The organism is Serratia sp. CY81684 (assembly GCF_052166595.1).
GTDB lineage: Bacteria > Pseudomonadota > Gammaproteobacteria > Enterobacterales > Enterobacteriaceae > Serratia > Serratia nematodiphila.
The window spans coordinates 1477079-1497827 of the sequence record NZ_JBJNOO010000003.1 but is presented as its reverse complement, the minus strand read 5'-3'; the positions used below and the strand labels follow the sequence as shown (position 1 = coordinate 1497827).

Genomic DNA, 20749 nt, shown 5'->3' with positions numbered 1-20749 from the left:
AATAGAAAAAATAACCGTTTTGATTATTCTTTCTTGTAATTACCTCGACAGAAACCAAAGGATCTTCCACCATGCGCATGATGAAAGCCGCCGCCTTTATCGACAGGGGGAGAATAGAACTCATTGAAAAGCCGATTCCTTCTCCTGGCCCCAACGATGCTTTGCTCAAAATAACCACGACGACAATCTGCGGTACCGATATTCATATTCTTAAGGGCGAATATGCCGTGCCTCACGGATTGACCGTGGGTCATGAGCCGGTTGGGATTATAGAAAAGCTCGGGAGCAATGTTAAAGGCTTTAATGAAGGGCAGCGGGCGTTGGCCGGCGCCATTTGCCCCTCTTTTACATCCTATGCCTGCCAGGATGGATTTCCTGCCCAGGACGGAGCCTATTTGCCGGAATGCCGTTGCCACGGATATAAAGCCACGGCGGGTTGGCGCTTCGGCAATGTTATCGATGGTACCCAGGCTGAATATGTACTGGTGCCTGATGCTGAAGCCAATCTGGCGCTCATACCGGACGGTCTGACGGATGAACAGGTGCTGATGTGCCCGGATGTGATGTCTACCGGTTTTAAAGGCGCGGAAAATGCCAACATTAAAATTGGTGACACGGTGGCCATCTTCGCCCAGGGGCCGATCGGTTTATGCGCCACTGCGGGCGCTCGTCTGCAGGGCGCCAGCCTGATTATTGCCATCAGCAGCTCTCCCGAAAAGCTGATGATGGCGGGAAAGATGGGGGCAAACGTCTTGCTGAATTACAAGGAAACCGATGTGATTGATGAAATATTCAAGATTACGGCGGGGCGTGGTGTGGACGCCAGCATCGAGTGTTTGGGGACGCAAGCCACCTTCAACCAAGCGCTGCGGGTGTTAAAACCCGGCGGCACCTTATCCAGCCTTGGCGTTTATAGCGAAGACCTCCATCTGCCGGTGAGTGCACTTGCCTATGGGTTGGGCGATCATACGATCCGTACGGCTCTGTGTCCCGGCGGCAAGGAGCGGATGCGCAGAATGATGAACGTCATCCAGCATGGCGGTTTGGATCTCCGGCCGTTCGTGACGCATCGCTTTCGGCTGGAGAATATCGCAGAGGCCTACGCGTTGTTCGCGGAGAAACGCGATGGCGTGATTAAGTTGGCCATCACGCCATAAAGCCCAGCGATACGGTTAGCGGCGGATTATTCCCCGTTATCCTTGAGACTGACCGTCGCCGTGCGGCCGGCGATCAGCTCGACGCCGTGGGGAATGGTGTCGATCGCGATGCGCACCGGGATGCGCTGCGCCAGACGGATCCAGCTGAATGTCGGGTTGACGTTGGCGAGCAGAGTGCCGGCGGCGGTGGTGCGCTCGCTGTCGTTGATGCCGGCGGAAAGCCCGTCGACGTGGCCGTACAGCGGCTGCCGTTCCCCCATGATGCGGATCACCACCTTGTCACCGTTCTGGATGCGGCCCAGCTTGGTCTCTTCGAAGTATCCGGCGATGTAGAAACTGTTGGAATCCACCAACGCCATGATCGGCTGACCGGCGGTCGCGTAAGCGCCGGGGCGCAGGGAGAAGTTGGTGATCACGCCATCCACCGGCGCATAGAGATCGGCGCGCTGCAGGTTGATGCGCGCCAGCGCCCGATCCGCCAGGGCCTGATCCAGATTGGCCTTTGCCAGCGATTGGGCATCGCGGCGATTGTCGCGTTCCTGTTGTGAAATAGCCGACTGCAACGCCTGATAACGCCGGTTTTCGCGCTGGGATGACGCCAACTGGACGTTGGCGCGCTCCACGGCGGCCTCGGCCTGATCCAGCGCGTTGCGCAGCCGTACTTTGTCCAGGCTGAGCAGCAGCTGCCCTTTATGCACCATCTGGTTGTCGTGAATGTGCACGGCCTCCACCTTGCCGGAAACATCCGTGGCCAGCGGCACCACGTCGGCGCGGATCTTGCCGTCGCGCGTTTGCGGGGCGTAGGTGTAATAAAGATAAAGCTGCCACAGCACACCTGCCGCGATCAAAACGGCAATCAGGGTCAGCGCGGGGCGTAGCAGAGCAAGGGTACGTTCACGAAACATGGGGGCCTCAGGGGGTGGTAAGCCATTTCAGGCCGTGGAAAAACAGCCCGGCCAGAATAAGAAACAGGGCGGTGTCGAACAGCGGGCGCTGCGCGACCCAGCGATAGATGCCCACCGCGTTGAGCGTCCAGGAAAGCGCCATGCGCGAGAAGAACGCGCACACCAGGCACAGCAGCAAGGGCGAGATGAATACGCCGTCAATGTTGATTTCACCGATCATGTCAGGGATTCCAGTGCAAAGCCGTGGGGAAGTGCAGCAGCCGTAGCCGGGTAAGCGGCCGCAGCGCGCGCCGATCGTTCTGCCGCCAGGCCTGTTGCAGACCGGCGTCGATCTGGCCCAGCAGCTCGGAGGGTGCCTCGGCGTGCAGAGAAAGTTGGCGGAACGCCGCCGGCAGACCGGCGTTCGGCGAAGCGCCAGGAGTGAGCCCGCCGGCCTGCTGCAGACGAATCAGGTCGATACCGGTTTTTAAGCGCATCAACAGCTGTGGGCTGCGATCGGCTTGCCCAACGACGGCCAGGCGGCTACCCAGCGCGGTGATGCGATCCAACGCGCGGGCCTGATAGCGCTGTAAGTCGCGCTCCGTGATGTGGCGATTGAGGTGCAGCATCTCTTGCGCATCCTGCCGCATCAGCCGCGCTACTACTTGATCAGTGCCCCAGCGCCGGAACAGCGCGGCGCACAGGAATGCGAAATAGACGCCGATCAGCGTGCCGGTGGTGCTTTCCAGATACAACCCCATATTGTTCGGCGCATAGTGCCCCTGAAAGTTGACGTTGCTGAGCGACAGGGCGATCGCCAACGTCGCCAACGGGTTGCTCGCCGCCCACACGCCGAGCGGCAGCAAAAACAGCCCCATCACGATCAGGAAACTGCCGTAATCCCCGGCCAGCGGCAGCAGCACATAGCTAAGCAGGGCGCCGAGGACCATAGCGATAGTGGCGAAGCGGCCAAAAGTGGCGATGGTGGCGCCGGGATTGTCGCCGGCACCGAAGAAGGCGATAGCCACGATCCCCATCAGCACCATGTTGGCGCCCTGTTCCCAGCCGGTGAAATACCAGAGGCCGCACAGCAGGGCGTAGGTCGTCAAAATTCCGGCGAACATGCGCACCGCCATGCCGGTATCCGGCGGCGGCGAGAAGACGCGGCTGCGCATCATCTGCGCCTGCAGCGCCGCGGGCAGCGGCTCGCCGTCCAGGAATGCGTTCAACTGCTGTACCTCGGCCCACAGCGTTAACCACTGCTCAACCTGTTCAGCCAGCTCGTCGACGATCAGCGTTTCCCACGGCGACAGCGACGCTGCGGGTGGCAACAAGCTCACCGAGGGGGCAGCGTGCGGTGCGGATTCAACGGCCTGCCGCCGGACCTCATTCAGCCACGGCTGTAGGCGGGGGCGCAGACCGACCGGCAGTGCGGCGATGCTGCTGCCGATGGCCGAGAGCAGCGGCACGATTTGCAGTACGCGTTGCTGTATCGAAATCGCCGCCTGACGGGTGGGCTTATCGACCGAACTGTCATAGCCAAGGGTGGTCATCATCTGATTGAACGAGGCGATGTCTCCCAGCAAACGGATACGGTCCGCGTCGGCCTGGGCGTCGCCGCCCTTGCCGTCGAGGCTGTCCTCCTGCCAACGGGCCAGGTCAGACAGCCAGGCTTTCAGCCGCGTGCGCAGCACCGGCGCCAGCGACGATGGGAACAACACGCTGTCTACCAGCGTCACCGCCAAAATACCCAGGCAGATCTCCGTCACCCGCGTGACGACCATGGTGAACATCGTGTCCGGGTGATTGATGTAGGCGATGGCGACCAGCATCATGGTGATGGCACCCAGCTGGAAAAAGTAAGCGCGCGGCGTGCGATCGAGATAAGAGAGGCCCAGCATCAGTGACGATGACAGCCCAGCGGCGACGATCAACAGCACCGGCGTGTTGCTAAGCCAGGCCGAAAGGCCCAGCGTCAGCACGCCGGCGAACAGCGTGCCGCAAAAACGGTAGGTGGCGCGGGCGCGTACAGCGCCGCTGACCGGATTGCTCAGCACGCAGCAGGTCACCATTGCCCAATAGGGATTTTGCAGGCCGATGCTTTCCGCCAGCGCGAAGGCCAGCATGGCGGAAATAAACAGTTTCACGGCATACAGCAGCTGCGGTTTACCGATTCTCATGGCTCATTGCCGGCCTGTTGCAGATAGTGGCCTGCGCGCTCTTCAAACAGGCGCAGAATGCGCGTGGCGGTTTCAATATCTTCCAACGGCACGTCGTGCATCAGCTCGACTCGCAGCTTATCGGCCGCGGTTTCGACCTTTTTAGCCAGCTCGGCGCCGGCGGGCAGAATGCGCAGGGTTTTAAACCGACGATCGCCGGCCGACTCCTGCCGCTCGAGGAAGCCTAACGCGGCGGCCTGATCCAACAGACGCACCAGCGCGCCGGGATTGACGCCGACTTCTTCCGCCAGATCGCGCTGATTGATGCCCTGCGGATTGCGATGCACCAGAACCACGACGGTAGCCAACGACATGGAGATGCCGGATTTGGCGATCGCCAGCGTCGCAGCCTGTTTCCACACCCGGCGAACCGGTTGCAGGGCGTTGGTGAGGGCATAGAGGGATTTTTCTTTCGATGACATGGAATACCTCGGCAAACAGTGAATATAGGTTAAATGGCAACAGTTGCTTTGGCAATTAATTTTAAACAATCGACTCAGAGACAGAAGGCAAGACATATGTGACGTCGTCACATAAAACAGAAGGGCTACATAGGCAGCCCGTTTGAAAGGTGGGTATTACAGCGCCTGAACGGGGTTCATCGCGGCGCCGGGGAAGGCCGTATCCTCACCGCGTTCACGCCACGGCGCCAGATCAGCCTGGCGATCGCCGCCATGCACGCCGAGCCGGCGCGCAACTGGACGCTGGAAGAGCTGGCCCGCATCGCCGGCTATTCGCTCAACGTTTCAAAGGGCTGGTTGGTAGCACCGCCATGGAATACCTCTCGCATTGGCGTATGCTGCAGGCGGCAGATCGCCTGCGGGCCGGTAAAGAAAACGTCGCATCGATCGTCTACCCGTTGGGGTATGGCTCGGAAAGCGCGTTCAGCACCGCCTTCAAACGGGTGATGGCGCAGTCGCCGTCGCAGTATCAGCGGCAAATGCCGGCCGGGGCGAGTGAACCGGAGTGAAAGGGGGCGCCGCGGCCGTAGCCGCCGCGCCTGAGGCTACCGGCCGATCGTCTGCTGCAACGCCTGAACGGAAGAGTCGATGCCGGCATCGACCGACATGGTCAAGTCTTCCATTTCCAGCGACACCCAGTCGTTGTAACCCATCATGCGCACCACCGAGAAGAATTCCTTCCACCACTGCAGATCCCGGCCGCAGCCGACGGCGACATAGTTCCAGGCCCGGCCAGCTACCTCGTCGATCGGTTTGGTCTCCAGCAGCCCGTTGATCTCGACGACGCCGCGCTCCAGGCGCACGTCCTTGCCGTGTACATGGTGAATGGCGGGACCGAGGGCGCGGGCTACCGCGATGGGATCCGCGCCCATCCAGATCAAGTGGCTGGGATCGAGGTTCAGGCCCACCATCGGGCCAACGGCCTCGCGCAGCCGGAACAGCGTTTCCGGGTTCCACACCAGCATGGCGCTGAAGTTTTCCAGCGCAAAGCGCTCGACGCCGCACGCTTTGGCTCGGGCGACCAGCGCCTGCCAATAGGGGATCGCCACCTCATTCCATTGATAGTCCAGGCAGTTTTTCACCGTAGGCGGCCAGCTGACGGTATAGGTGATCCAGTTGGGGATGGTGTCATGCGGGCTGGCCGGCGGCAGGCCGCTCATCATCACGATCTTCTTCACCCCCAGCAGGCCGGCCAGCTCCAGCGTATTGTCGGTTTGGCGCAGATGACGCTGCCCCAGCTCGCCCGGATCGAGCGGATTGCCGGAGACATTGAGCGCGGCGATCTCCATGCCGCGGCTGGCCAGCGCTTCCTGCAGCTGCCGGCGTTTGGCGGGGTTGGCCAGCAGTTCCTCGGTATCCAGATGGGGCGCCGGGGACCAACCGCCGGTGGTCATCTCCACACCGCGCACCCCCAGCTCCAGCAGTCGATCCAGCATCGGCTCGAAGGGTAAATGGCCCAGGCTGTCGGTACAGAACGAAAGTTTCATGGTGCTTTCCTTATTGGTAATTAACCCAGGTGGCGCCGTTGTCGGCGGAACGAACGCAGTTTTCAATCCAGCGCACGCCTTCCAATCCGGCATCGATATCCGGATAGATCAGCGCGGCCAGCGTCTGCCGATCGCCGCGCTGACTGGCGCTGATGGCGATGGCGAACTTGAGGTAAATATTGGCCCAAGATTCGGCCAGCCCTTCGGTATGCAGCGCGCCGAGCCGCTCTTCTGCCAGCGCGCTGTCGTCCAGATAGGGCATGCCGTGGTGCAGCGTCTGGCTGGGCCGCCCCTGGATCTCATAGCGTAATTCGCCGGGTGTGGAATCACTCCATTGCAGGCTGGCGCGTGAGCCCACCACGCGGATGCTTTGGCTGTCCATCGCGCCCGCGTTGATGGCGGAGGCCCACATGCGCCCGACGGCGCCGTTTTCGTAGTGCATCAGCACCATGGCATTGTCTTCCAGCGGGGCACGGGAAGGGATAAAGCTCTGGCGATCGCACAGCAGGGAGGCAATTTTCATGTCGGGCATGACCAGCTGTGAGATGTAGAAGGTGTGGGTAGAGATGTCGCCCAGCACAAAGGAGGGGCCGGCGATTTTCGGATCGACGCGCCACTTTTGCGCCTCGAACGTGTCCGCGCTTTCATTGGCGTTGAAGCCATGGGTGTACTGCAATTCGACCATGCGTATTTCGCCGATGTCGCCGTTCGCGATCATGGCGCGCATCTGCATCAGCAGCGGATGGCCGGAGAAGCCGTAGGTTACGCCGACGATCAGGCCTTTCTCCGCCGCCAGCGCCTTGATTTCTCTTGCCTCCGCCGTGGTAAAGAACAGCGGCTTTTCACAGATGACATGCAGGCCGGCACTCAGCGCGGCGCGCGTAATTTCATAGTGGGTGCCGTTGGGGGTGGCGATGGTCACCACCTCAACGCCATCTTCGCGGTTAGCTTCTTGCTCCAGCAGCTGTTGATAGTCGTCATAGCAGCGTTCAGCGGGCACACCGAGATTGACGCCAAACTCACGTCCGCGCGCCGCGTCGATATCAAAAGCGCCGGCAACCAGCCGATAGGCGGTATTGTCGCGCAGTGCGCCGGAACGATGCTTGTAGCCCACCTGGCTGAGGCGGCCGCCGCCGATCATCGCCCAACGCAGCGGGCGAGGGATACTTCTTTCACCATTTAACATGCTGACTCCTGATATTGTGGTATTGCACTCGGGTGCAAAACGGGTTGAAAAGAGAGTGGCAACGGTTTATTTCTGGTTCATCTGTGCAAATTGCGGGTAGTTTTCTCGCGTCACGGTGGCATAAGGCACCCAGTTGTAAGACTCGGTTTTGGCGCGATCCAACATCGCTCGGGTCACTTGCACCGCGCCGATCGCCTGGGCTTTGGCATCCTGGAAAATGGTCACCGCCAGGTCGCCATTTTTGATAAATTGCAGGCCGTCGGGCGTGCCGTCGATACCGGCAACCAGTACGCCGTTCTTTTTGGCCTGCTTCAGCGCCATGATCGCGCCGATGGCCATCTCATCGTTGTTGGCGGCGATCGCATCGATCGGGACGCCGTTCAGCAACCAGCCGGAGACCACGTCGACCGCTTCATTGCGCTGCCATTTGGCGGTCTGTTTCTCTACCACGTTCAGGTCTTTGTGTTTGGCGATCACCGCTTCCACCGCGCGGGTGCGTTCACGGGTTTCTTCGTTGGAGAGGGCGCCCATCAGGATCGCCACGTTGCCGCGGTAATTCATTTTTTTCGCCAGGGCCTCCATCTGCAGGCGGCCGCTGAGCGCCGAATCGGAGCCGACGTAGGCCGTCGCGCCGCTCAGCGGCACTTCGGGTTTACGGTTGACGAAGATAAGGGGGATAGCGGCGCGTTTGGCGGCCGCTATCATCGGCTGGACGCCTTGCGTATCAACCGGGTTGAGGATAATGGCGTCCACGCCCTGATTAATCAGATCATCTACCTGCTGTACCTGCAGGGCGACATCGCCTTTGGCATCGACGAACTGGCCTTGCAGCTGTTGCGTAGCCAGTTCTCGCGCCATTTGGCTGCGCAGGATGGAGACAAAGTTGAGATCGAAATTGGCCAGTGCCACGCCGACCTGATAGCTCTTGGCCTGAGCGGCCACGACAAACAGCGAGCAGGCTAACATCAACAGCAGTCTGGTTTTTTTCATTACGGTATCCTGTTGAGAAGAGAGGTGTTATGTAAAAACAGCGTTTTTTGCAACCGGGTGCAAATTAGAAGAAAAAACGGCGATGAGTCTCTGAATGCCACCGTGAATGTCGGCCATGGATAAAATTTGGTCAACAGGGGAAAGGTGAAAACAGCGCGGACGATCACAAACTCTTTACGTTTTGCACCCGGTTGCACAACAAATTGCAATCGGGTGCAAAAGCGATACATAATTGCAGCAGATATACCGGCAGGCGCTTAGGGGATCTGAGCGAGCAGGGTATAGTTTAACTTCACCGAAGCAGGGATCGACGCAACCATGAAAAAACACCACAAAGCCACCGCCAGCGACGTCGCCGAAAAGGCTGGCGTCTCTAAATGGACGGTATCGCGCGCCTTTACGCCCGGCGCGTCGATCTCGGACAGCGCGCGTGATAGCGTGTTGGCGGCGGCGGCCGAGCTGGGCTATCGGCCAAACCTGCTGGCGCGCAGCCTGTCGCAAAAACGCACGCACATCATTGGCGTGGCCATCGACGAGATGAAGAACCCGCATTCGATGATGATGCTCGATATGGTCACCAAACAGCTGCAAACTCGCGGTTATATGGCGCTGCTGCTGAACATCACCGCGGGGGAAAACTACCGGGCGGTGATGGCGATGGCCGATCAGCTGCAGGTCGACGGCATTCTGTTCCTGGCGACGGTGTTAACCAAAGAGTGGGTGGCGATCGCGCAAGATCTGCATCAGATCCCGCTGGTGCAGGTGTGCCGCAATACGGAAAGCGAACACATTGATGTGGTCAATATCGACGGCTACCGCGCCGGCGAAGAGATCGCTGCGCTGCTGATAGAACAAGGGCATCGGCGCTTTGGTTACATGAAGGGGCCGGACACGCAAAGCAGCCATTTACTGCGCATGGAAGGCTACCGCGACAGGCTGATGGCCGCCGGCTTTCAGCTGGATCGGGTGCTCACCGCCGGCCACTACGATCGCCAACGCGGTTTCCAGCTGATGAGCGAATACCTGCAGGCAACGCCGGAAAGCGAGCGGGTTGAGGCGCTGTTCTGCGAGAATGACGTGCTGGCGCTGGGGGCGCTCGAAGCGCTCAGGCAAACGGCACCGTCGTCCGCGATGGCCGTGGTGGGCTTCGACGATATCGATGAGGCCGGCTCAGCCAATTGGGCGCTGACCAGCTATAGCCAACGCATCGACCGGCTGGTTGAAGAAGCCTTGAATCGCCTGATCGACAATCGCGCCACGGCAGACGGCGCCTGGAGGCACGGGGAATTGCGGGTTCGGCGGTCGCATTTGGGAGATAAACAGGCGTGAGGCTTTTTCTTTTAGTGACGGCGTCACTTTGGAGGTTTGATGAGAACACATCGCGATACAAAGAAAAAACTCTATAGAAGAGAAAGTGTTACATCCAAAGGGTCCATCGCCAGCGGTGGTGAATACCGTTGGGGACGCCATGGCAAACAGGCGGACGATGAGCAGTTGCCGCTGCGTGAAAGCATGCATGGGCGGATACAACATGGCATGGATTACACGCCGCTATTTCAATTTCTGCTCAGTAAAGTGGGCCAACCCTGGAATGAAGTACATAGCGAAGCGGTTAGTCGATTGGACAAACCAGCACCCATTTTTTACCTGGTGGCGCTGCACCGTAAAAACTGGCGGAGCTATGTCTGCTGTGGTGAATCTAGCTATTACAGCGGACTGTGTGTCGATGAACGCGGGATACTGCAGAAAGTGAACCCGGCATTTACCGCAGAAGATGTGCCGGTGAGATGCCGTTGTTGCACCTACACGTTCAACGGGGAACTCGTGCCCGTCACGGAAAAGAACTGGCAAAAGCCTTATGAGAAGGAGTCCTGGGAATAATCAGCTCTCACGAGTGTCATTCTGGTGCAGATTGACTGCCGGAGTTTGCCAGATTTCACGTAGCGCGATCAAAAAGGAGGGTATTTTGACCCATTTTGCAGAGTGGCACAGCCAAATCCAGGCGCTTGAGGTTGAACTTCATCAGCCGCCGGTGCGGCGCGATCCGCGGCGCGTCGCGGCATTGCTGCATGAAGACTTTGAAGAGATTGGTCGTTCAGGGCTGCGTTATGACAAACGCCAAACCGTTGCGGCGCTGGAAATGGAAACTGAACATCCGCAGATTTTTGCCGAAGGTTTTAAGCTGGCGCAAATCAGCGAAGGCGCCGTGTTTCTGACGTATAAAAGTTTTCAGCGTGACGCGCAGGGCCACGCCGTTCGTTGCACCGAACGTTCATCGATTTGGCTTCTGACAGCCAAGGCAGGTTGGCAGATGCGGTTTCATCAAGGTACGCCGACTAAGGGTTAAACTGAGATGGGTTGATAGATGGGCTTAAACATAAAAAAGGATATCCGCCTGATAAAGCCTTGAAGGTGAGGTGAGAAAGGACGGGCAGGATAACCCCGGTGCGTATCCAGTAATTCAATTTAACATAATATACATTATGCGCACCTAGATGCAGGTATGTGGATTATGCCGTCCAGGCCTGATTCATGGGGTTTCACCTGTGGCCAACCAGGCTAGCGCCAACTGCTCGTGCCGTTGAATAAATTCGTTTTTCAACCGGTCATAAGCCGCTGGATTTTGCCGGCAGCCTTCTTCTGCCTGATATTTAATTGCCCTGTATTGCTGAGAACATCATAATGCTTGCGCAGATAATCTCTGAACGCCAAATGTCAGATCGCCTATTCACTTCCTGCTGATGCGTGCGTTTGCCGTTTCCCTTGATGTCGTAACGCCTGCCGGCAATGCCGTTCTCGCCACGCGGCGTATATCCCATGTCATTCAAGCTATCCAACGCCGGCAGACTTTCAACCTCCAGCAATATATCAATCGTTGGGATCGTGATGATGCGCGCTGACATTTTCCACTCCAATAATGATGACCGGGCATGGTTTCCAATGGCGTATACCTGCCGGTATTGGCCAAAAACCCCCTGCTTTTTTGATCGCGCTACGTGAAATCTGATAAAACGTGGCGGCTTACGATACTGCAGATTTCTCCAAAACGCGTCATTTAAGCGGGCAGTATTTGCACGCCAAATGCGCATTGGCGCGCGTTTCATTGCTTTCGGCGCCCACCACGGCGTTGGCTATACTGAATGGAAACATTCTTCCTCGCTCCAGGAGCCTCTCCATGTTTGATCATGTGAAATTTGGCGTCAGCGACTTTGCCCTAAGCAACGCGTTTTTCCTCAATGCGCTGGCGCCTCTGGGTGTAAAAATCGTTGCTGAAGGCGAGCCCGGCTATGGCGTCGAACTTTGTCCCGATCGGGGGAATGTGTCATTGTGCCTGTTTCAAACCGACGAAAAGCCGGCGCATCTGCACCTAGCATTTGTCGCAAGCAGCCGTGAGCAGGTCGATGCGTTCTACCACGCCGCGCTAAACGCCGGCGGCAAAGACAATGGCGCGCCCGGTTTACGGCCCCATTACCATGCCCACTACTATGCGGCATTTGTGATCGCCCCGGATGGCCACAATATCGAGGCAGTTTGCCACAATCCGATGGGCTAGTGTTTTTTCCAGTTAAAACAGCATGTTAATCGCGAGGCAACGCACTAGATTTAACATAACATAATTGTGACATCGTCACTTAAAGTTACCCTGTCACGTCAATCCACTCCGCTCCCGTGATGCCGGCCAGCCGCTGCGGCGCAATTCTCACGCCTGAATTATCGCTGCCGCCTGCCGGAAGCACTTCACTGTAGCTGCACAGGCTGCGATCGCAGTAAACTCTCACCGTTGCCGGTGCGGCAAAGGGGCAAACGCCGCCGGGCGGATAGCCGGTCAGCGCCTCCACCTCCTCCGTCGGCAGCATACGTGCCTTTACGCCAAAGAATTGCTTGTACTTCTTGTTGTCGATTCTGGCGGTTCCCGCCATTACCAGCAGCACCACATCGTCGTTAACGCGAAACGAAAGCGTCTTGGCGATCTGCCCGCTCTCCACGCCAAAGGCTTCTGCCGCCAGCGCCACCGTTGCGGTGTTCTTTGCCAGCACCGTCACCGTCGTCTCCGGTGCGTGCTCGGCCAGAAAACGCTGAACGCGTTCTATGCTCATACCCTGCCTCCTGATATTGCTAAGCCATTGATAATGCCGAAGTGATGGTTTCGGTTTTAACATCGCATGCTAAAAATGAGAATCAAAATTGTTCAAATCGGTGAATCTGAACAAAGCTTTAAGGGGCCAACGCCTTTTTTATCTATCATTTTTCATGGAGATAACCGTATGACCACGCAAACGACAGCAAGGCCTTCAGCGGCCGCGGTGGCCGTCTATGAATGGCTCAATCCGATACCCTACGGATTTTTTACCGCGGCGCTCATTTTCGACATCATCTATGCCTGCACGGCGAATATTCAATGGGTCAATGGTGCCAGTTGGCTGATCGCCATCGGCCTGATTTTTGCCATTATTCCCCGGCTGATTAATCTGGTGCAGGTGTGGTTCGGCAGCGGCCGGTTACAGGGCTCATCGGTCAAGCTCCATTTCTGGCTGAATCTGTTGGCCATCGTTCTCGCCATTATCAACGCTTTCGTGCATAGCCGGGATGCGTATGCCGTGGTGCCGCAAGGTCTGGTGCTGTCTGCGATCGTGGTCGCGCTGCTGAGCTTCGCCAACATTCTGCTGGCCGTGAGCGCCCGCGCAAAATAAGGAGGTTTTCATGAAGCTATCATCCATCGCGATTGCGCTTTCGGCCGTGCTGGCGCTGGCCGGCTGCGATAACAGCGCCGTCATTTCGCCGGAACAACAAATGGGGCCGGATCCGGCGTTGCCGGCGGCGCAAGACTTCCTGATGCCACCGATGCAGGTGCCAAAGGGCGTGGGCTGGCAGCAAAACCAGATGCCGAAAGTCGCCGAAGGCTTGAAAATTGACAAGGTGGCAGACGGTTTGCTGCACCCGCGTCAGTTGCTTACCCTGCCCAACGGCGATGTTTTGGTGGTGGAGGCCAACGGGCCGGGCACGGAAGCGGTCAGCACGCCCAAGCAGCTGATCGCCGGGTTGGTTAAGGGCAAGTCAGGTAAAGGGGGAAAAGGCGGTAACCGCATCACCCTGTTGCGCCCAACCGCCGGCGGCAATTGGGAAAAGCATGTCTTCCTCGAGGGGCTCGATTCTCCGTTCGGCGTTCAGCTGATTGGCAACACCCTGTATGTGGCCAACACCGGCAATATCATGCAGTACGTCTATCAGCCGGGCGAAACGCGCATCAGCGATCCGGGTAAAGAGCTGGCCGATCTGCCGGACACCATCAACCATCACTGGACCAAGGCCTTGCTGGCCAGCCCGGACGGTAAAAAGCTGTATGTCGGCGTCGGCTCCAACAGCAACATCACCGAAAACGGCCTGGCCGTAGAGTACCGGCGCGCCGCCGTGCTGGAAGTGGACACCGCCTCCGGCGCCAGCCGCATCTTCGCCAGCGGCCTGCGCAATCCGACCGGGCTGCAGTGGGAACCGCACAGCGGCAAGCTGTGGGCCATCGTCAACGAGCGTGACGAGATCGGCGCCGATCTGGTGCCGGACTACCTGACCTCGGTGCAGGACGGCGGCTTCTACGGTTGGCCTTACAGCTATTTCGGCCAGCACGTCGATCGTCGGGTACAGCCGGCGCGGCCGGATCTGGTGGCGAAAGCTATCAAGCCGGACTACGCCCTCAGCTCGCACGTCGCGCCGCTGGGGCTGCTGTTCTACACCGCGAGCGCTCTGCCGGCCGACTATCGCGGCGGCGCCTTTGTCAGCGAGCACGGCAGCTGGGATCGCTCGCCGCTGAACGGCTACCGGGTCAGCTACGTGGCGTTTGAGCAAGGCAAGCCGGTCGGTAAACTCAAAGCGGTGGTCACTGGCTTTGTCTCCGACGACGAGAAGGAACTCTATGGCGCACCGGTTGGATTAGCGGTCGATAAGGCTGGCGCCCTGCTGATTGCGGATGATGTGGGCAACACCGTCTGGCGCGTCAGCGCTAAATAACGTTAACGTGCAGGTTCCGAAGAACCTGCACGTGACATTGTCACTCAATGCTTTGCGCCAACCAGACCGTTCTTCCCCCGCAGGCGGGATCTTCCACCACATGATCGACCACGCGGAAGCTGTTCTCCTGCAGCAAGCGCGTATACTCCTCCGGCGCCAGGCTGGCGTGAAACAGCGGCTGGCCTTCGAAATTGCCGATCGCCACGCCGTCTTCAGGGCCGCTGGTGAACATCAATGCGGCATTCGGCTTGGCGTGCCGTCTGAACAGTAGAAACATGCGGCGCTGATCGTCGCGCGCCAAATGGAAGAAGCTGTCCCAGGCCAGCAGGCCGTCGAATCTTGTCGCCAGATTCAGCTGGCGCATATCCATCTGCCGCCACTCCTGCTGTGGAAAACGCTGCCGGCAGCGCGCGATCATCGCCTGCGCACCGTCGATGCCGGTGACTCGATACCCTTGTTCGATAAAATAGGCGGCGATCGGCGCGCCATTGCCGCAGCCGAGATCGAGCAGCCGCGCATTGGCCGGGGTAAGCTGTAAAAAGCGGTCGAGCCACGGCCGCTCAAACAGCGTGATGGGTCTGAGGCGTTCCCAGGCGGCGGCATGTTCGTCATAAAGCGGAATAATCGTGCTCGCCAGTTTTTCCGTCATTAATATTGTCCCCGTCACGTTATTGGCGCAAAAAAAATAGCCTTTGGTCAGAATTAAAGCGCTTGTCCGATAATATATTCATCAACAGGCCGTTGACCAGAAATAAAAGGTTTTAACATTTCGACATAAACCAGTACAATTCCCTACCCTGTGTTAACCCTTTTTTTAGGTTGATTGTGTCGTTAATTCAGCCCCATGCATCGCGAAATCGGGCCGCCGCCTGGTTAGGGATGTTTGCCATTCTGATGTTGTTCATTGCGCCGGTGATCTCGCGATCCCTGGAGCATGTACGCGCCGGAAGTGCTGGAACGACCGCCATGGCGGATTGCGGCATGGATATGCCGATACATCACGAGATGCACTCGCCGCCGCCTGAACCTGAAAAAGCCGCGCAGCCGCAGATGCAGCACGGCGGCGGCCACCACAACATGGCGATGATGATGGACGACAGCGCCTGCGGCTACTGTGTGCTGTTGTTGCATGCGCCGCTGCTGGACGTGAGCCACGCCCCGCTGTTCTGGTCCCTGCCGCTGGCTTCGCGCCCGCCGCCGATCCACTATCTCGTTCCCCTGTTTGCCCACGTCGTTCACACCGAATTACAGCCGCGCGCGCCGCCCGTCTCTTTCCTCTGATTTAACAATAAGCCCATTGCCGTTCTCTGTATTGCCGTTGATCGCTTCAACCCGGCGGAATTAATTCGCCCAATGGTTAATCATCGAGACGACATTATTAGCCCGGTTATTTCCACGTTCAGGGAATTAACCCCCGTATTTTCCGATGGTGATTTTCGCCAGGCCTCCCCACGCCTGAATAAATCGCCGGAAAATAATGGAAAAAGTTAGCTTAAGGAAAGATGATGTTTAAACCCGCTTATAAAAAGAACGCCGCCACCCGCGCCATTACCACCGCCATGCCGCTGTTCCTGCTGGCCGGCCACGCGGCGCAGGCGCATCAGCACCCTACCGACGCGCAGGTTAATGATGGCGACGTGATCACCGTCACCGCCCCACTCTACTCTCCGCTGACCATCGTGACGTCACCGAAAACTCCGCGCCAGCCGGTGCCCGCCAGTGACGGTTCGGACTATCTGAAAACCATTCCCGGCTTTTCTCAGATCCGCAACGGCGGCACCAACGGCGATCCGGTGTTCCGCGGCATGTTCGGTTCGCGGTTGAAGATCCTCACCGACGGTTCGGAAATGCTGGGCGCCTGCCCATCGAGAATGGACGCGCCCACCTCTTACATCTCGCCGGAAAGTTTCGATCTGCTGACCATCACCAAAGGGCCGCAGACGGTGCTGTGGGGGCCGGGATCGTCGGCGGGCACCGTGCGTTTCGAACGTGAACGCCCGCGCTTCGACAAGCCGGGCGTCAAAGGCAACGCCAGTGTGCTGACCGGCTCCAACGGCCGCTGGGACGAGAATATCGACGCCAGCCTCGGCGCCGAGCAAGGTTACTTGCGGGTGATGGCCAACAAATCCCGCGCCAACGATTATCAGGACGGCACCCATACGCGCGTGCCGTCGCGCTGGGACAAATGGAACGGCGATCTGGCGCTCGGCTGGACGCCGGACAACGATACGCTGCTGGAAGTGACCATGGGCCGCGGCAACGGCGAAGCGCGCTATGCCGGCCGCAGCATGGACGGTTCGCAGTTCAAGCGCGAAAGCCTGGGCATGCGGGTGGAAAAATCCAACATCGGCGAGGTGCTGGATAAGCTGGAAGCACAGGTCTACTACAACTACGCCAACCACGTGATGGACAACGTCACCCTGCGCTCGCCGGGCAGCGGCGGCATGAGTGGGCACGGCGGCCATGGCGGCATGAGCATGGGCGGCCATGGCGGGCATATGATGTCCTCCGGCATGACGATGCAGCTCGATCGCCGTACCGTCGGCGGCCGCGTGATGGGCACCTGGCAGTGGCAGGACGTGAAGCTGGAAAGCGGCCTGGACACCCAAACCAACACCCACCGCAGCATGAGCCGCGGCAGCTGGGAAAAAGACGCCCAGTTCAACAGCTACGGCGCCTTCAGCGAACTGACCTGGTCCACCAGCGAACAGGATAAACTGATCGGCGGCGCGCGTCTCGATCGCACCCTGGTGGAAAACTTCCGCAACGGCGGCGATGCGGAGCGTTCCGACACCCTGCCGAGCGGCTTTATGCGCCTTGAGCATACGCTGGCCGAGCTGCCGCTGATGCTGTATGCCGGCGTCGGTTATACCGAGCGTTTCCCGGATTACTGGGAGCTGTTCTCGCCGAAGCTCGGCCCGAACGGCAGCAAGGATCCGTTCTCCAGCGTCAAGAGCGAGAAAACCACGCAGCTTGATATCGGCGCGCAGTATAACGGCAAGCGCTTCAACGGTTGGGTCTCCGCTTACCTGGGCCGCGTCGATGATTTCATCCTGTTCAAATACGATCCGCACAACGCGCGCCTCAGCCAGGCCGACAACGTCAACGCCAACATCATGGGCGGCGAAATGGGCATGGGCTACCAGCTGAGCGAACACTGGAAAACCGACGCCAGCCTGGCCTACTCCTGGGGTAAAAACACCCGCGACGGCCGCCCGCTGCCGCAGATCCCGCCGCTGGAAGCGCGCCTGGGGCTGACCTACGAGTACGGCGACTGGAGCGGCACCGGCCTGTGGCGTCTGGTCAGCAGCCAAAACCGCGTGGCGATCAACGAAGGCAACGTGGTGGGCAAAGACTTTGCCGAAAGCGCCGGCTTCGGCGTGCTCTCCGCCAACGCCGCCTACAAGGTGAATAAAAACGTCAAGCTGAGCGCCGGTCTGGATAACATCCTGAACAAGACCTACAGCGAGCACCTCAACCTGGCGGGCAACAGCGCCTTCGGCTATTCGGCCAACAGCGCGGTGAATGAACCGGGCCGCACCCTGTGGGCCAAGGTTAACGTCACCTTCTAAGCTATTCACCGGGCGATGGATAACCGTCGCCCGGTCAGGCGATATGCGATCCGGTTCTTAGGATATGAGTTTTAAGTTTTTCCCATTCGGTTAGGCGGCGATTACTATCATCCTCAGGTTAATCATTGCCCCGGAGGGAATATGCAAAAGATCACTCGTTTTCTGGCCCTGCTCGGCGAGCTGATGATCGAAAAAGCCGAAGACACCGCACCACAGGCTGCCCAGCCTGACGATCGTGACGACGCGTTGCCACCGCGCCTTGAGCGTGGCGTTCCGCTGGCCGATCGCTTCCTGTTCATGTAATTTCCCGCGCTGTTTCCGCTCACACTGAACGCACGATATGTTCGCGCAGCCACTGGTGAGCGGGATCCCGATGCGAGCGTTCGTGCCACAGCATAGTCATTTCAAAACCCGGCACCGCCAACGGCGGTTTGAGTTGCTGCAATAAAGGGTGGTTGCGCGCCAGCCGCTCCGGCAACATCGCCACCAAATCGGACTGCGTCAGTACCGAGATCACAAAGAGAAAATGCGGCACCGAAAGCACCACGCGCCGCGTCAGCCCCACGTCCGCCAGCACCTGGTCGGTGATGCCGTAGAAACCGCCGCCGTCCGGCGAGACCATCACCTGCTCCAATTCGCAAAATTGCGCCAGCGTCAGGTTTTCATGCAGCTTAGGGTGACCGACTCTGCCCACCAGCACATAGCGTTCACTGAACAGCGTACGCTGACGCAGACCGGGCGGCGCCCCTTCGCGGGTGTGAAACGCCAGATCGATCTCTCCCTGTTCCGCCAGTTTGGCGATGCGTGCCGGCGCGGTTTCCAGCACCGCCAGCCGGGTGCCGGGCGCCGCCGAGCGCAAACCGTTCAGCGCGGGCAGCACGATGGTGGATTCGCCATAGTCGAAGGCAGCCACTCGCCAGGTATCGGTCGCCACGGCGGGATCGAACGGCGTGGCCGGCGTCACCGCCAACTCAAGCGCCGCCAGCGCCTGACTCAGCGGTTCCCGCAGCTGTTCCGCTCTGGCGGTCGGACGCATGCCGCGCGGGCCGGGCAGCAGCAGCGGATCGTCAAAGATCGCCCGCAGTTTGGCGAGATGCACGCTGACCGCCGGCTGAGAGAAATTGAGCCGCTGCGCCGCGCGCGTGACGTTGTTCTCCGCCAGCAGCGCGTCGAGCGTCACCAGCAGATTGAGATCCAACCGCCTTAAATTATTCATGGTTATACCTGGGATAACAGTAATTCATTTCTAATATACCTTGTGACGCCCTAACCTGCAGCTCTCACCCCAAGGAGTGTTGTTATGAATGTATTGATTGTTTACGCCCACCCAGAGCCACAGTCGCTGACCGGTTCACTGAAAAACTTCGCCGTTGAGCGCCTGACGCAGGCCGGCCATCAGGTCCAGGTGTCAGACCTGTACGCCATGAAGTGGAAAGCGGCGATCGACGCCGATGACAGCCAGGAAGGCGCATCAGGGCCCCGTTTCGATCCTTCGCTGGATTCCCGGCGCGCGTTCGCCAACGGCGTGCAAAGCGCCGATATTGAACGGGAGCAGCAAAAGCTGCGTTGGGCGGACGCGGTGCTGCTGCAGTTCCCGCTGTGGTGGTTCTCGATGCCGGCGATCCTGAAAGGCTGGGTCGATCGCGTCTATGCCTATGGTTTTGCCTACGGCGTCGGTGAACATTCCGATACCCATTGGGGCGACCGTTACGGCGAGGGTATGTTGGCGGGCAAACGGGCGATGCTGATCGTCAGCGTCGGCGGGTGGGGATCCCATTACGCCCCGCGCGGCATCAACGGGCCGATCGACGATATCCTGTTCCCTATCCAGCACGGCATGCTGCATTACCCAGGCTTCGAGGTGCTGCCGCCGTTCGTCACCTACCGCGCCGGTAAGACCGACGAGACGCGCTTTGCCGAACTGTGCGAGCAGCTCGGACAGCGGCTCGATAACCTGTGGCGCACCGAGCCGATTCCGTTTCGGCGGCAAAACGCCGGTGACTACCTGATCCCGCAGTTGACGCTGAAAGCCCATTTGGCGCCGGGGCAAGACGGCTTTAGCATTCACCTGAAATAGCGCGAGCCGCTCCCCTTATCGCGGCGCTGACACAGCGCCGCCCCCAAGGAGGAGTTTGGCGCCCAATCCCATCATGACCACGCCCGTAAATCTCTGCTGCCAGACCAACAAACGGGGATTGCGGGCGAGCCATTGCCCCACGGTGCCGGAGGCCATCGCGACAGAGCCCAGTGAAAGGATCCCGACCAGCTTCTGAATGGAACCTAAAACGAGCAATTGCAACCAAACCGGCCCGTTTTCTGGGTTAACAAACTGCGGCAGAAAAGCAAACATGAACAGCAGCGACTTAGGATTGGTCAGGCTGTTAATTGCCCCTTCTTTCACCGCCTGCCACCCGGTCATCATCCGGGGTTTCAGCACGGCATCGGAACGCTGCCGACTTACCTTCAGCATTTTTATCCCCAGCCAGACCAGATAGGCGGCCCCAACCCAACGCAATACGTCCAACGCCAGCGGATAAGTATGCAGCAAGGTGGCGAGACCGAGCACCAGCATGGAAACCTGCACCATGCCGGCGACAAAAACCATGCCGAAAACATTGAGCAGCGCGATACGGCGGCCTTGGCCGATACCCCGGGCCAGCGTGAGCATCATGTCCGGTCCGGGAGACAGTTCCAGGAGGGTGAGTGCAACAAGAAAAGCAATAAACGTTTCGGCCGAAGGCATGGGGTTATCACCGGCTAATCATAGGAGACGGTAATCATATTCTTCCC

Annotated in this window: 24 protein-coding genes; 12 read left to right on the top strand and 12 right to left on the bottom strand. The window is 59.0% G+C overall.

Annotated features, from left to right (window positions below; genetic code table 11):
• Positions 1–71 precede the first annotated feature (71 nt).
• Positions 72–1157 (top strand): NAD(P)-dependent alcohol dehydrogenase, encoded by a 1086-nt coding sequence (locus ACJ8QF_RS14950; RefSeq protein ID WP_015377881.1) that lies wholly within the window; start codon positions 72–74, stop codon positions 1155–1157.
• Positions 1158–1183: 26 nt separating this feature from the next.
• On the opposite strand, the gene ACJ8QF_RS14945 is transcribed toward ACJ8QF_RS14950, so the two are convergent.
• The 4 genes from ACJ8QF_RS14945 to ACJ8QF_RS14930 are packed head-to-tail and all read right to left on the bottom strand — an operon-like array spanning position 1184 to position 4682.
• On the bottom strand, positions 1184–2062 hold the full coding sequence (locus ACJ8QF_RS14945; RefSeq protein ID WP_118892030.1) for an efflux RND transporter periplasmic adaptor subunit: 879 nt from the start codon (positions 2060–2062) through the stop codon (positions 1184–1186).
• 7 nt (positions 2063–2069) lie between these two features.
• Positions 2070–2282, bottom strand: coding sequence for a DUF1656 domain-containing protein (locus ACJ8QF_RS14940; RefSeq protein WP_015377883.1), 213 nt, complete (start codon positions 2280–2282; stop codon positions 2070–2072).
• A 1-nt stretch (position 2283) separates the two neighbouring features.
• Positions 2284–4221 carry an FUSC family protein gene (locus ACJ8QF_RS14935; RefSeq protein WP_442537647.1) on the bottom strand — a complete coding sequence of 646 codons (1938 nt, stop codon included), beginning with the start codon at positions 4219–4221 and terminating at the stop codon, positions 2284–2286.
• The gene (locus ACJ8QF_RS14930) at positions 4218–4682 is read right to left on the bottom strand and encodes a MarR family winged helix-turn-helix transcriptional regulator (protein ID WP_015377885.1); all 465 of its coding nucleotides are present in this window, start codon (positions 4680–4682) and stop codon (positions 4218–4220) included. Before ACJ8QF_RS14930 ends, ACJ8QF_RS14935 begins: the two co-directional genes overlap by 4 nt.
• Positions 4683–4831: 149 nt before the next feature.
• On the opposite strand from ACJ8QF_RS14930, the gene ACJ8QF_RS14925 reads away from it, so the two are divergent.
• Positions 4832–5230 carry a helix-turn-helix transcriptional regulator gene (locus ACJ8QF_RS14925; protein ID WP_442537646.1) on the top strand — a complete coding sequence of 133 codons (399 nt, stop codon included), beginning with the start codon at positions 4832–4834 and terminating at the stop codon, positions 5228–5230.
• Positions 5231–5266: 36 nt separating this feature from the next.
• Here ACJ8QF_RS14925 and ACJ8QF_RS14920 read toward each other — a convergent pair whose 3' ends face one another.
• The 3 genes from ACJ8QF_RS14920 to ACJ8QF_RS14910 form a co-directional block, all read right to left on the bottom strand.
• Entirely contained in the window at positions 5267–6208 is a 942-nt protein-coding gene (locus tag ACJ8QF_RS14920) for a sugar phosphate isomerase/epimerase family protein (protein ID WP_442537645.1), read from the bottom strand.
• A gap of 10 nt (positions 6209–6218) precedes the next feature.
• A complete protein-coding gene (locus ACJ8QF_RS14915) occupies positions 6219–7394 on the bottom strand; it encodes a Gfo/Idh/MocA family protein (protein ID WP_312424142.1) in 1176 nt (391 codons plus the stop codon).
• Between the two features lie 66 nt (positions 7395–7460).
• A complete protein-coding gene (locus ACJ8QF_RS14910) occupies positions 7461–8384 on the bottom strand; it encodes a substrate-binding domain-containing protein (protein WP_442537644.1) in 924 nt (307 codons plus the stop codon).
• A 318-nt stretch (positions 8385–8702) separates the two neighbouring features.
• Here ACJ8QF_RS14910 and ACJ8QF_RS14905 point away from each other — a divergent pair, with 318 nt between their 5' ends.
• From ACJ8QF_RS14905 to ACJ8QF_RS14895, 3 genes are all read left to right on the top strand, one after another.
• Positions 8703–9713, top strand: a complete 1011-nt coding sequence (locus ACJ8QF_RS14905; RefSeq protein WP_004937904.1) for a LacI family DNA-binding transcriptional regulator — start codon at positions 8703–8705, stop codon at positions 9711–9713.
• A 39-nt stretch (positions 9714–9752) separates the two neighbouring features.
• Complete coding sequence (locus ACJ8QF_RS14900; protein ID WP_440484180.1) at positions 9753–10265, top strand: hypothetical protein; 513 nt, start codon at positions 9753–9755, stop codon at positions 10263–10265.
• 85 nt (positions 10266–10350) lie between these two features.
• On the top strand, positions 10351–10731 hold the full coding sequence (locus tag ACJ8QF_RS14895; protein WP_442537643.1) for a nuclear transport factor 2 family protein: 381 nt from the start codon (positions 10351–10353) through the stop codon (positions 10729–10731).
• A 304-nt stretch (positions 10732–11035) separates the two neighbouring features.
• On the opposite strand, the gene ACJ8QF_RS14890 is transcribed toward ACJ8QF_RS14895, so the two are convergent.
• The gene (locus tag ACJ8QF_RS14890) at positions 11036–11287 is read right to left on the bottom strand and encodes a GrpB family protein (RefSeq protein ID WP_442537642.1); all 252 of its coding nucleotides are present in this window, start codon (positions 11285–11287) and stop codon (positions 11036–11038) included.
• Positions 11288–11559: 272 nt separating this feature from the next.
• Between ACJ8QF_RS14890 and ACJ8QF_RS14885 the strand changes: the two genes are divergently transcribed.
• Positions 11560–11937, top strand: a complete 378-nt coding sequence (locus ACJ8QF_RS14885; protein WP_442537641.1) for a VOC family protein — start codon at positions 11560–11562, stop codon at positions 11935–11937.
• 85 nt (positions 11938–12022) lie between these two features.
• On the opposite strand, the gene ACJ8QF_RS14880 is transcribed toward ACJ8QF_RS14885, so the two are convergent.
• Positions 12023–12481: a YbaK/EbsC family protein gene (locus ACJ8QF_RS14880; RefSeq protein WP_176325917.1), complete on the bottom strand. Its 459-nt coding sequence runs from the start codon at positions 12479–12481 to the stop codon at positions 12023–12025.
• A gap of 168 nt (positions 12482–12649) precedes the next feature.
• Here ACJ8QF_RS14880 and ACJ8QF_RS14875 point away from each other — a divergent pair, with 168 nt between their 5' ends.
• Positions 12650–13075 carry a DUF2231 domain-containing protein gene (locus ACJ8QF_RS14875; RefSeq protein ID WP_021503704.1) on the top strand — a complete coding sequence of 142 codons (426 nt, stop codon included), beginning with the start codon at positions 12650–12652 and terminating at the stop codon, positions 13073–13075.
• Between the two features lie 10 nt (positions 13076–13085).
• Positions 13086–14387, top strand: coding sequence for a PQQ-dependent sugar dehydrogenase (locus ACJ8QF_RS14870; RefSeq protein ID WP_265260675.1), 1302 nt, complete (start codon positions 13086–13088; stop codon positions 14385–14387).
• Between the two features lie 40 nt (positions 14388–14427).
• On the opposite strand, the gene ACJ8QF_RS14865 is transcribed toward ACJ8QF_RS14870, so the two are convergent.
• Positions 14428–15036 (bottom strand): class I SAM-dependent methyltransferase, encoded by a 609-nt coding sequence (locus tag ACJ8QF_RS14865; RefSeq protein ID WP_265260676.1) that lies wholly within the window; start codon positions 15034–15036, stop codon positions 14428–14430.
• Between the two features lie 230 nt (positions 15037–15266).
• Here ACJ8QF_RS14865 and ACJ8QF_RS14860 point away from each other — a divergent pair, with 230 nt between their 5' ends.
• From ACJ8QF_RS14860 to ACJ8QF_RS14850, 3 genes are all read left to right on the top strand, one after another.
• The gene (locus ACJ8QF_RS14860; RefSeq protein ID WP_265260677.1) at positions 15267–15668 is read left to right on the top strand and encodes a DUF2946 domain-containing protein; all 402 of its coding nucleotides are present in this window, start codon (positions 15267–15269) and stop codon (positions 15666–15668) included.
• A gap of 221 nt (positions 15669–15889) precedes the next feature.
• Positions 15890–17959 carry a TonB-dependent copper receptor gene (locus tag ACJ8QF_RS14855; protein ID WP_442537640.1) on the top strand — a complete coding sequence of 690 codons (2070 nt, stop codon included), beginning with the start codon at positions 15890–15892 and terminating at the stop codon, positions 17957–17959.
• 141 nt (positions 17960–18100) lie between these two features.
• Entirely contained in the window at positions 18101–18262 is a 162-nt protein-coding gene (locus ACJ8QF_RS14850; protein ID WP_015377897.1) for a hypothetical protein, read from the top strand.
• Between the two features lie 19 nt (positions 18263–18281).
• On the opposite strand, the gene ACJ8QF_RS14845 is transcribed toward ACJ8QF_RS14850, so the two are convergent.
• Positions 18282–19175 (bottom strand): LysR family transcriptional regulator, encoded by an 894-nt coding sequence (locus tag ACJ8QF_RS14845; protein ID WP_015377898.1) that lies wholly within the window; start codon positions 19173–19175, stop codon positions 18282–18284.
• 84 nt (positions 19176–19259) lie between these two features.
• On the opposite strand from ACJ8QF_RS14845, the gene ACJ8QF_RS14840 reads away from it, so the two are divergent.
• Complete coding sequence (locus ACJ8QF_RS14840; protein WP_131164677.1) at positions 19260–20036, top strand: NAD(P)H-dependent oxidoreductase; 777 nt, start codon at positions 19260–19262, stop codon at positions 20034–20036.
• A 15-nt stretch (positions 20037–20051) separates the two neighbouring features.
• Here ACJ8QF_RS14840 and ACJ8QF_RS14835 read toward each other — a convergent pair whose 3' ends face one another.
• Entirely contained in the window at positions 20052–20702 is a 651-nt protein-coding gene (locus tag ACJ8QF_RS14835) for a LysE family translocator (protein ID WP_131164678.1), read from the bottom strand.
• Positions 20703–20749: the final 47 nt, after the last annotated feature.

Bases quoted from the DNA above. Each gene is read 5' to 3' on its own strand.
- ACJ8QF_RS14910 (WP_442537644.1), bottom strand. From the start codon at position 8,384: ATGAAAAAAACCAGACTGCTGTTGATGTTAGCCTGCTCGCTGTTTGTC.
- ACJ8QF_RS14950 (WP_015377881.1), top strand. From the start codon at position 72: ATGCGCATGATGAAAGCCGCCGCCTTTATCGACAGGGGGAGAATAGAA.
- ACJ8QF_RS14940 (WP_015377883.1), bottom strand. From the start codon at position 2,282: ATGATCGGTGAAATCAACATTGACGGCGTATTCATCTCGCCCTTGCTG.
- ACJ8QF_RS14875 (WP_021503704.1), top strand. From the start codon at position 12,650: ATGACCACGCAAACGACAGCAAGGCCTTCAGCGGCCGCGGTGGCCGTC.
- ACJ8QF_RS14885 (WP_442537641.1), top strand. From the start codon at position 11,560: ATGTTTGATCATGTGAAATTTGGCGTCAGCGACTTTGCCCTAAGCAAC.
- ACJ8QF_RS14920 (WP_442537645.1), bottom strand. From the start codon at position 6,208: ATGAAACTTTCGTTCTGTACCGACAGCCTGGGCCATTTACCCTTCGAG.
- ACJ8QF_RS14865 (WP_265260676.1), bottom strand. From the start codon at position 15,036: ATGACGGAAAAACTGGCGAGCACGATTATTCCGCTTTATGACGAACAT.
- ACJ8QF_RS14900 (WP_440484180.1), top strand. From the start codon at position 9,753: ATGAGAACACATCGCGATACAAAGAAAAAACTCTATAGAAGAGAAAGT.
- ACJ8QF_RS14840 (WP_131164677.1), top strand. From the start codon at position 19,260: ATGAATGTATTGATTGTTTACGCCCACCCAGAGCCACAGTCGCTGACC.
- ACJ8QF_RS14880 (WP_176325917.1), bottom strand. From the start codon at position 12,481: ATGAGCATAGAACGCGTTCAGCGTTTTCTGGCCGAGCACGCACCGGAG.
- ACJ8QF_RS14945 (WP_118892030.1), bottom strand. From the start codon at position 2,062: ATGTTTCGTGAACGTACCCTTGCTCTGCTACGCCCCGCGCTGACCCTG.
- ACJ8QF_RS14930 (WP_015377885.1), bottom strand. From the start codon at position 4,682: ATGTCATCGAAAGAAAAATCCCTCTATGCCCTCACCAACGCCCTGCAA.
- ACJ8QF_RS14870 (WP_265260675.1), top strand. From the start codon at position 13,086: ATGAAGCTATCATCCATCGCGATTGCGCTTTCGGCCGTGCTGGCGCTG.
- ACJ8QF_RS14845 (WP_015377898.1), bottom strand. From the start codon at position 19,175: ATGAATAATTTAAGGCGGTTGGATCTCAATCTGCTGGTGACGCTCGAC.
- ACJ8QF_RS14890 (WP_442537642.1), bottom strand. From the start codon at position 11,287: ATGTCAGCGCGCATCATCACGATCCCAACGATTGATATATTGCTGGAG.
- ACJ8QF_RS14855 (WP_442537640.1), top strand. From the start codon at position 15,890: ATGATGTTTAAACCCGCTTATAAAAAGAACGCCGCCACCCGCGCCATT.
- ACJ8QF_RS14905 (WP_004937904.1), top strand. From the start codon at position 8,703: ATGAAAAAACACCACAAAGCCACCGCCAGCGACGTCGCCGAAAAGGCT.
- ACJ8QF_RS14935 (WP_442537647.1), bottom strand. From the start codon at position 4,221: ATGAGAATCGGTAAACCGCAGCTGCTGTATGCCGTGAAACTGTTTATT.
- ACJ8QF_RS14915 (WP_312424142.1), bottom strand. From the start codon at position 7,394: ATGTTAAATGGTGAAAGAAGTATCCCTCGCCCGCTGCGTTGGGCGATG.
- ACJ8QF_RS14850 (WP_015377897.1), top strand. From the start codon at position 18,101: ATGCAAAAGATCACTCGTTTTCTGGCCCTGCTCGGCGAGCTGATGATC.
- ACJ8QF_RS14860 (WP_265260677.1), top strand. From the start codon at position 15,267: ATGTTTGCCATTCTGATGTTGTTCATTGCGCCGGTGATCTCGCGATCC.
- ACJ8QF_RS14835 (WP_131164678.1), bottom strand. From the start codon at position 20,702: ATGCCTTCGGCCGAAACGTTTATTGCTTTTCTTGTTGCACTCACCCTC.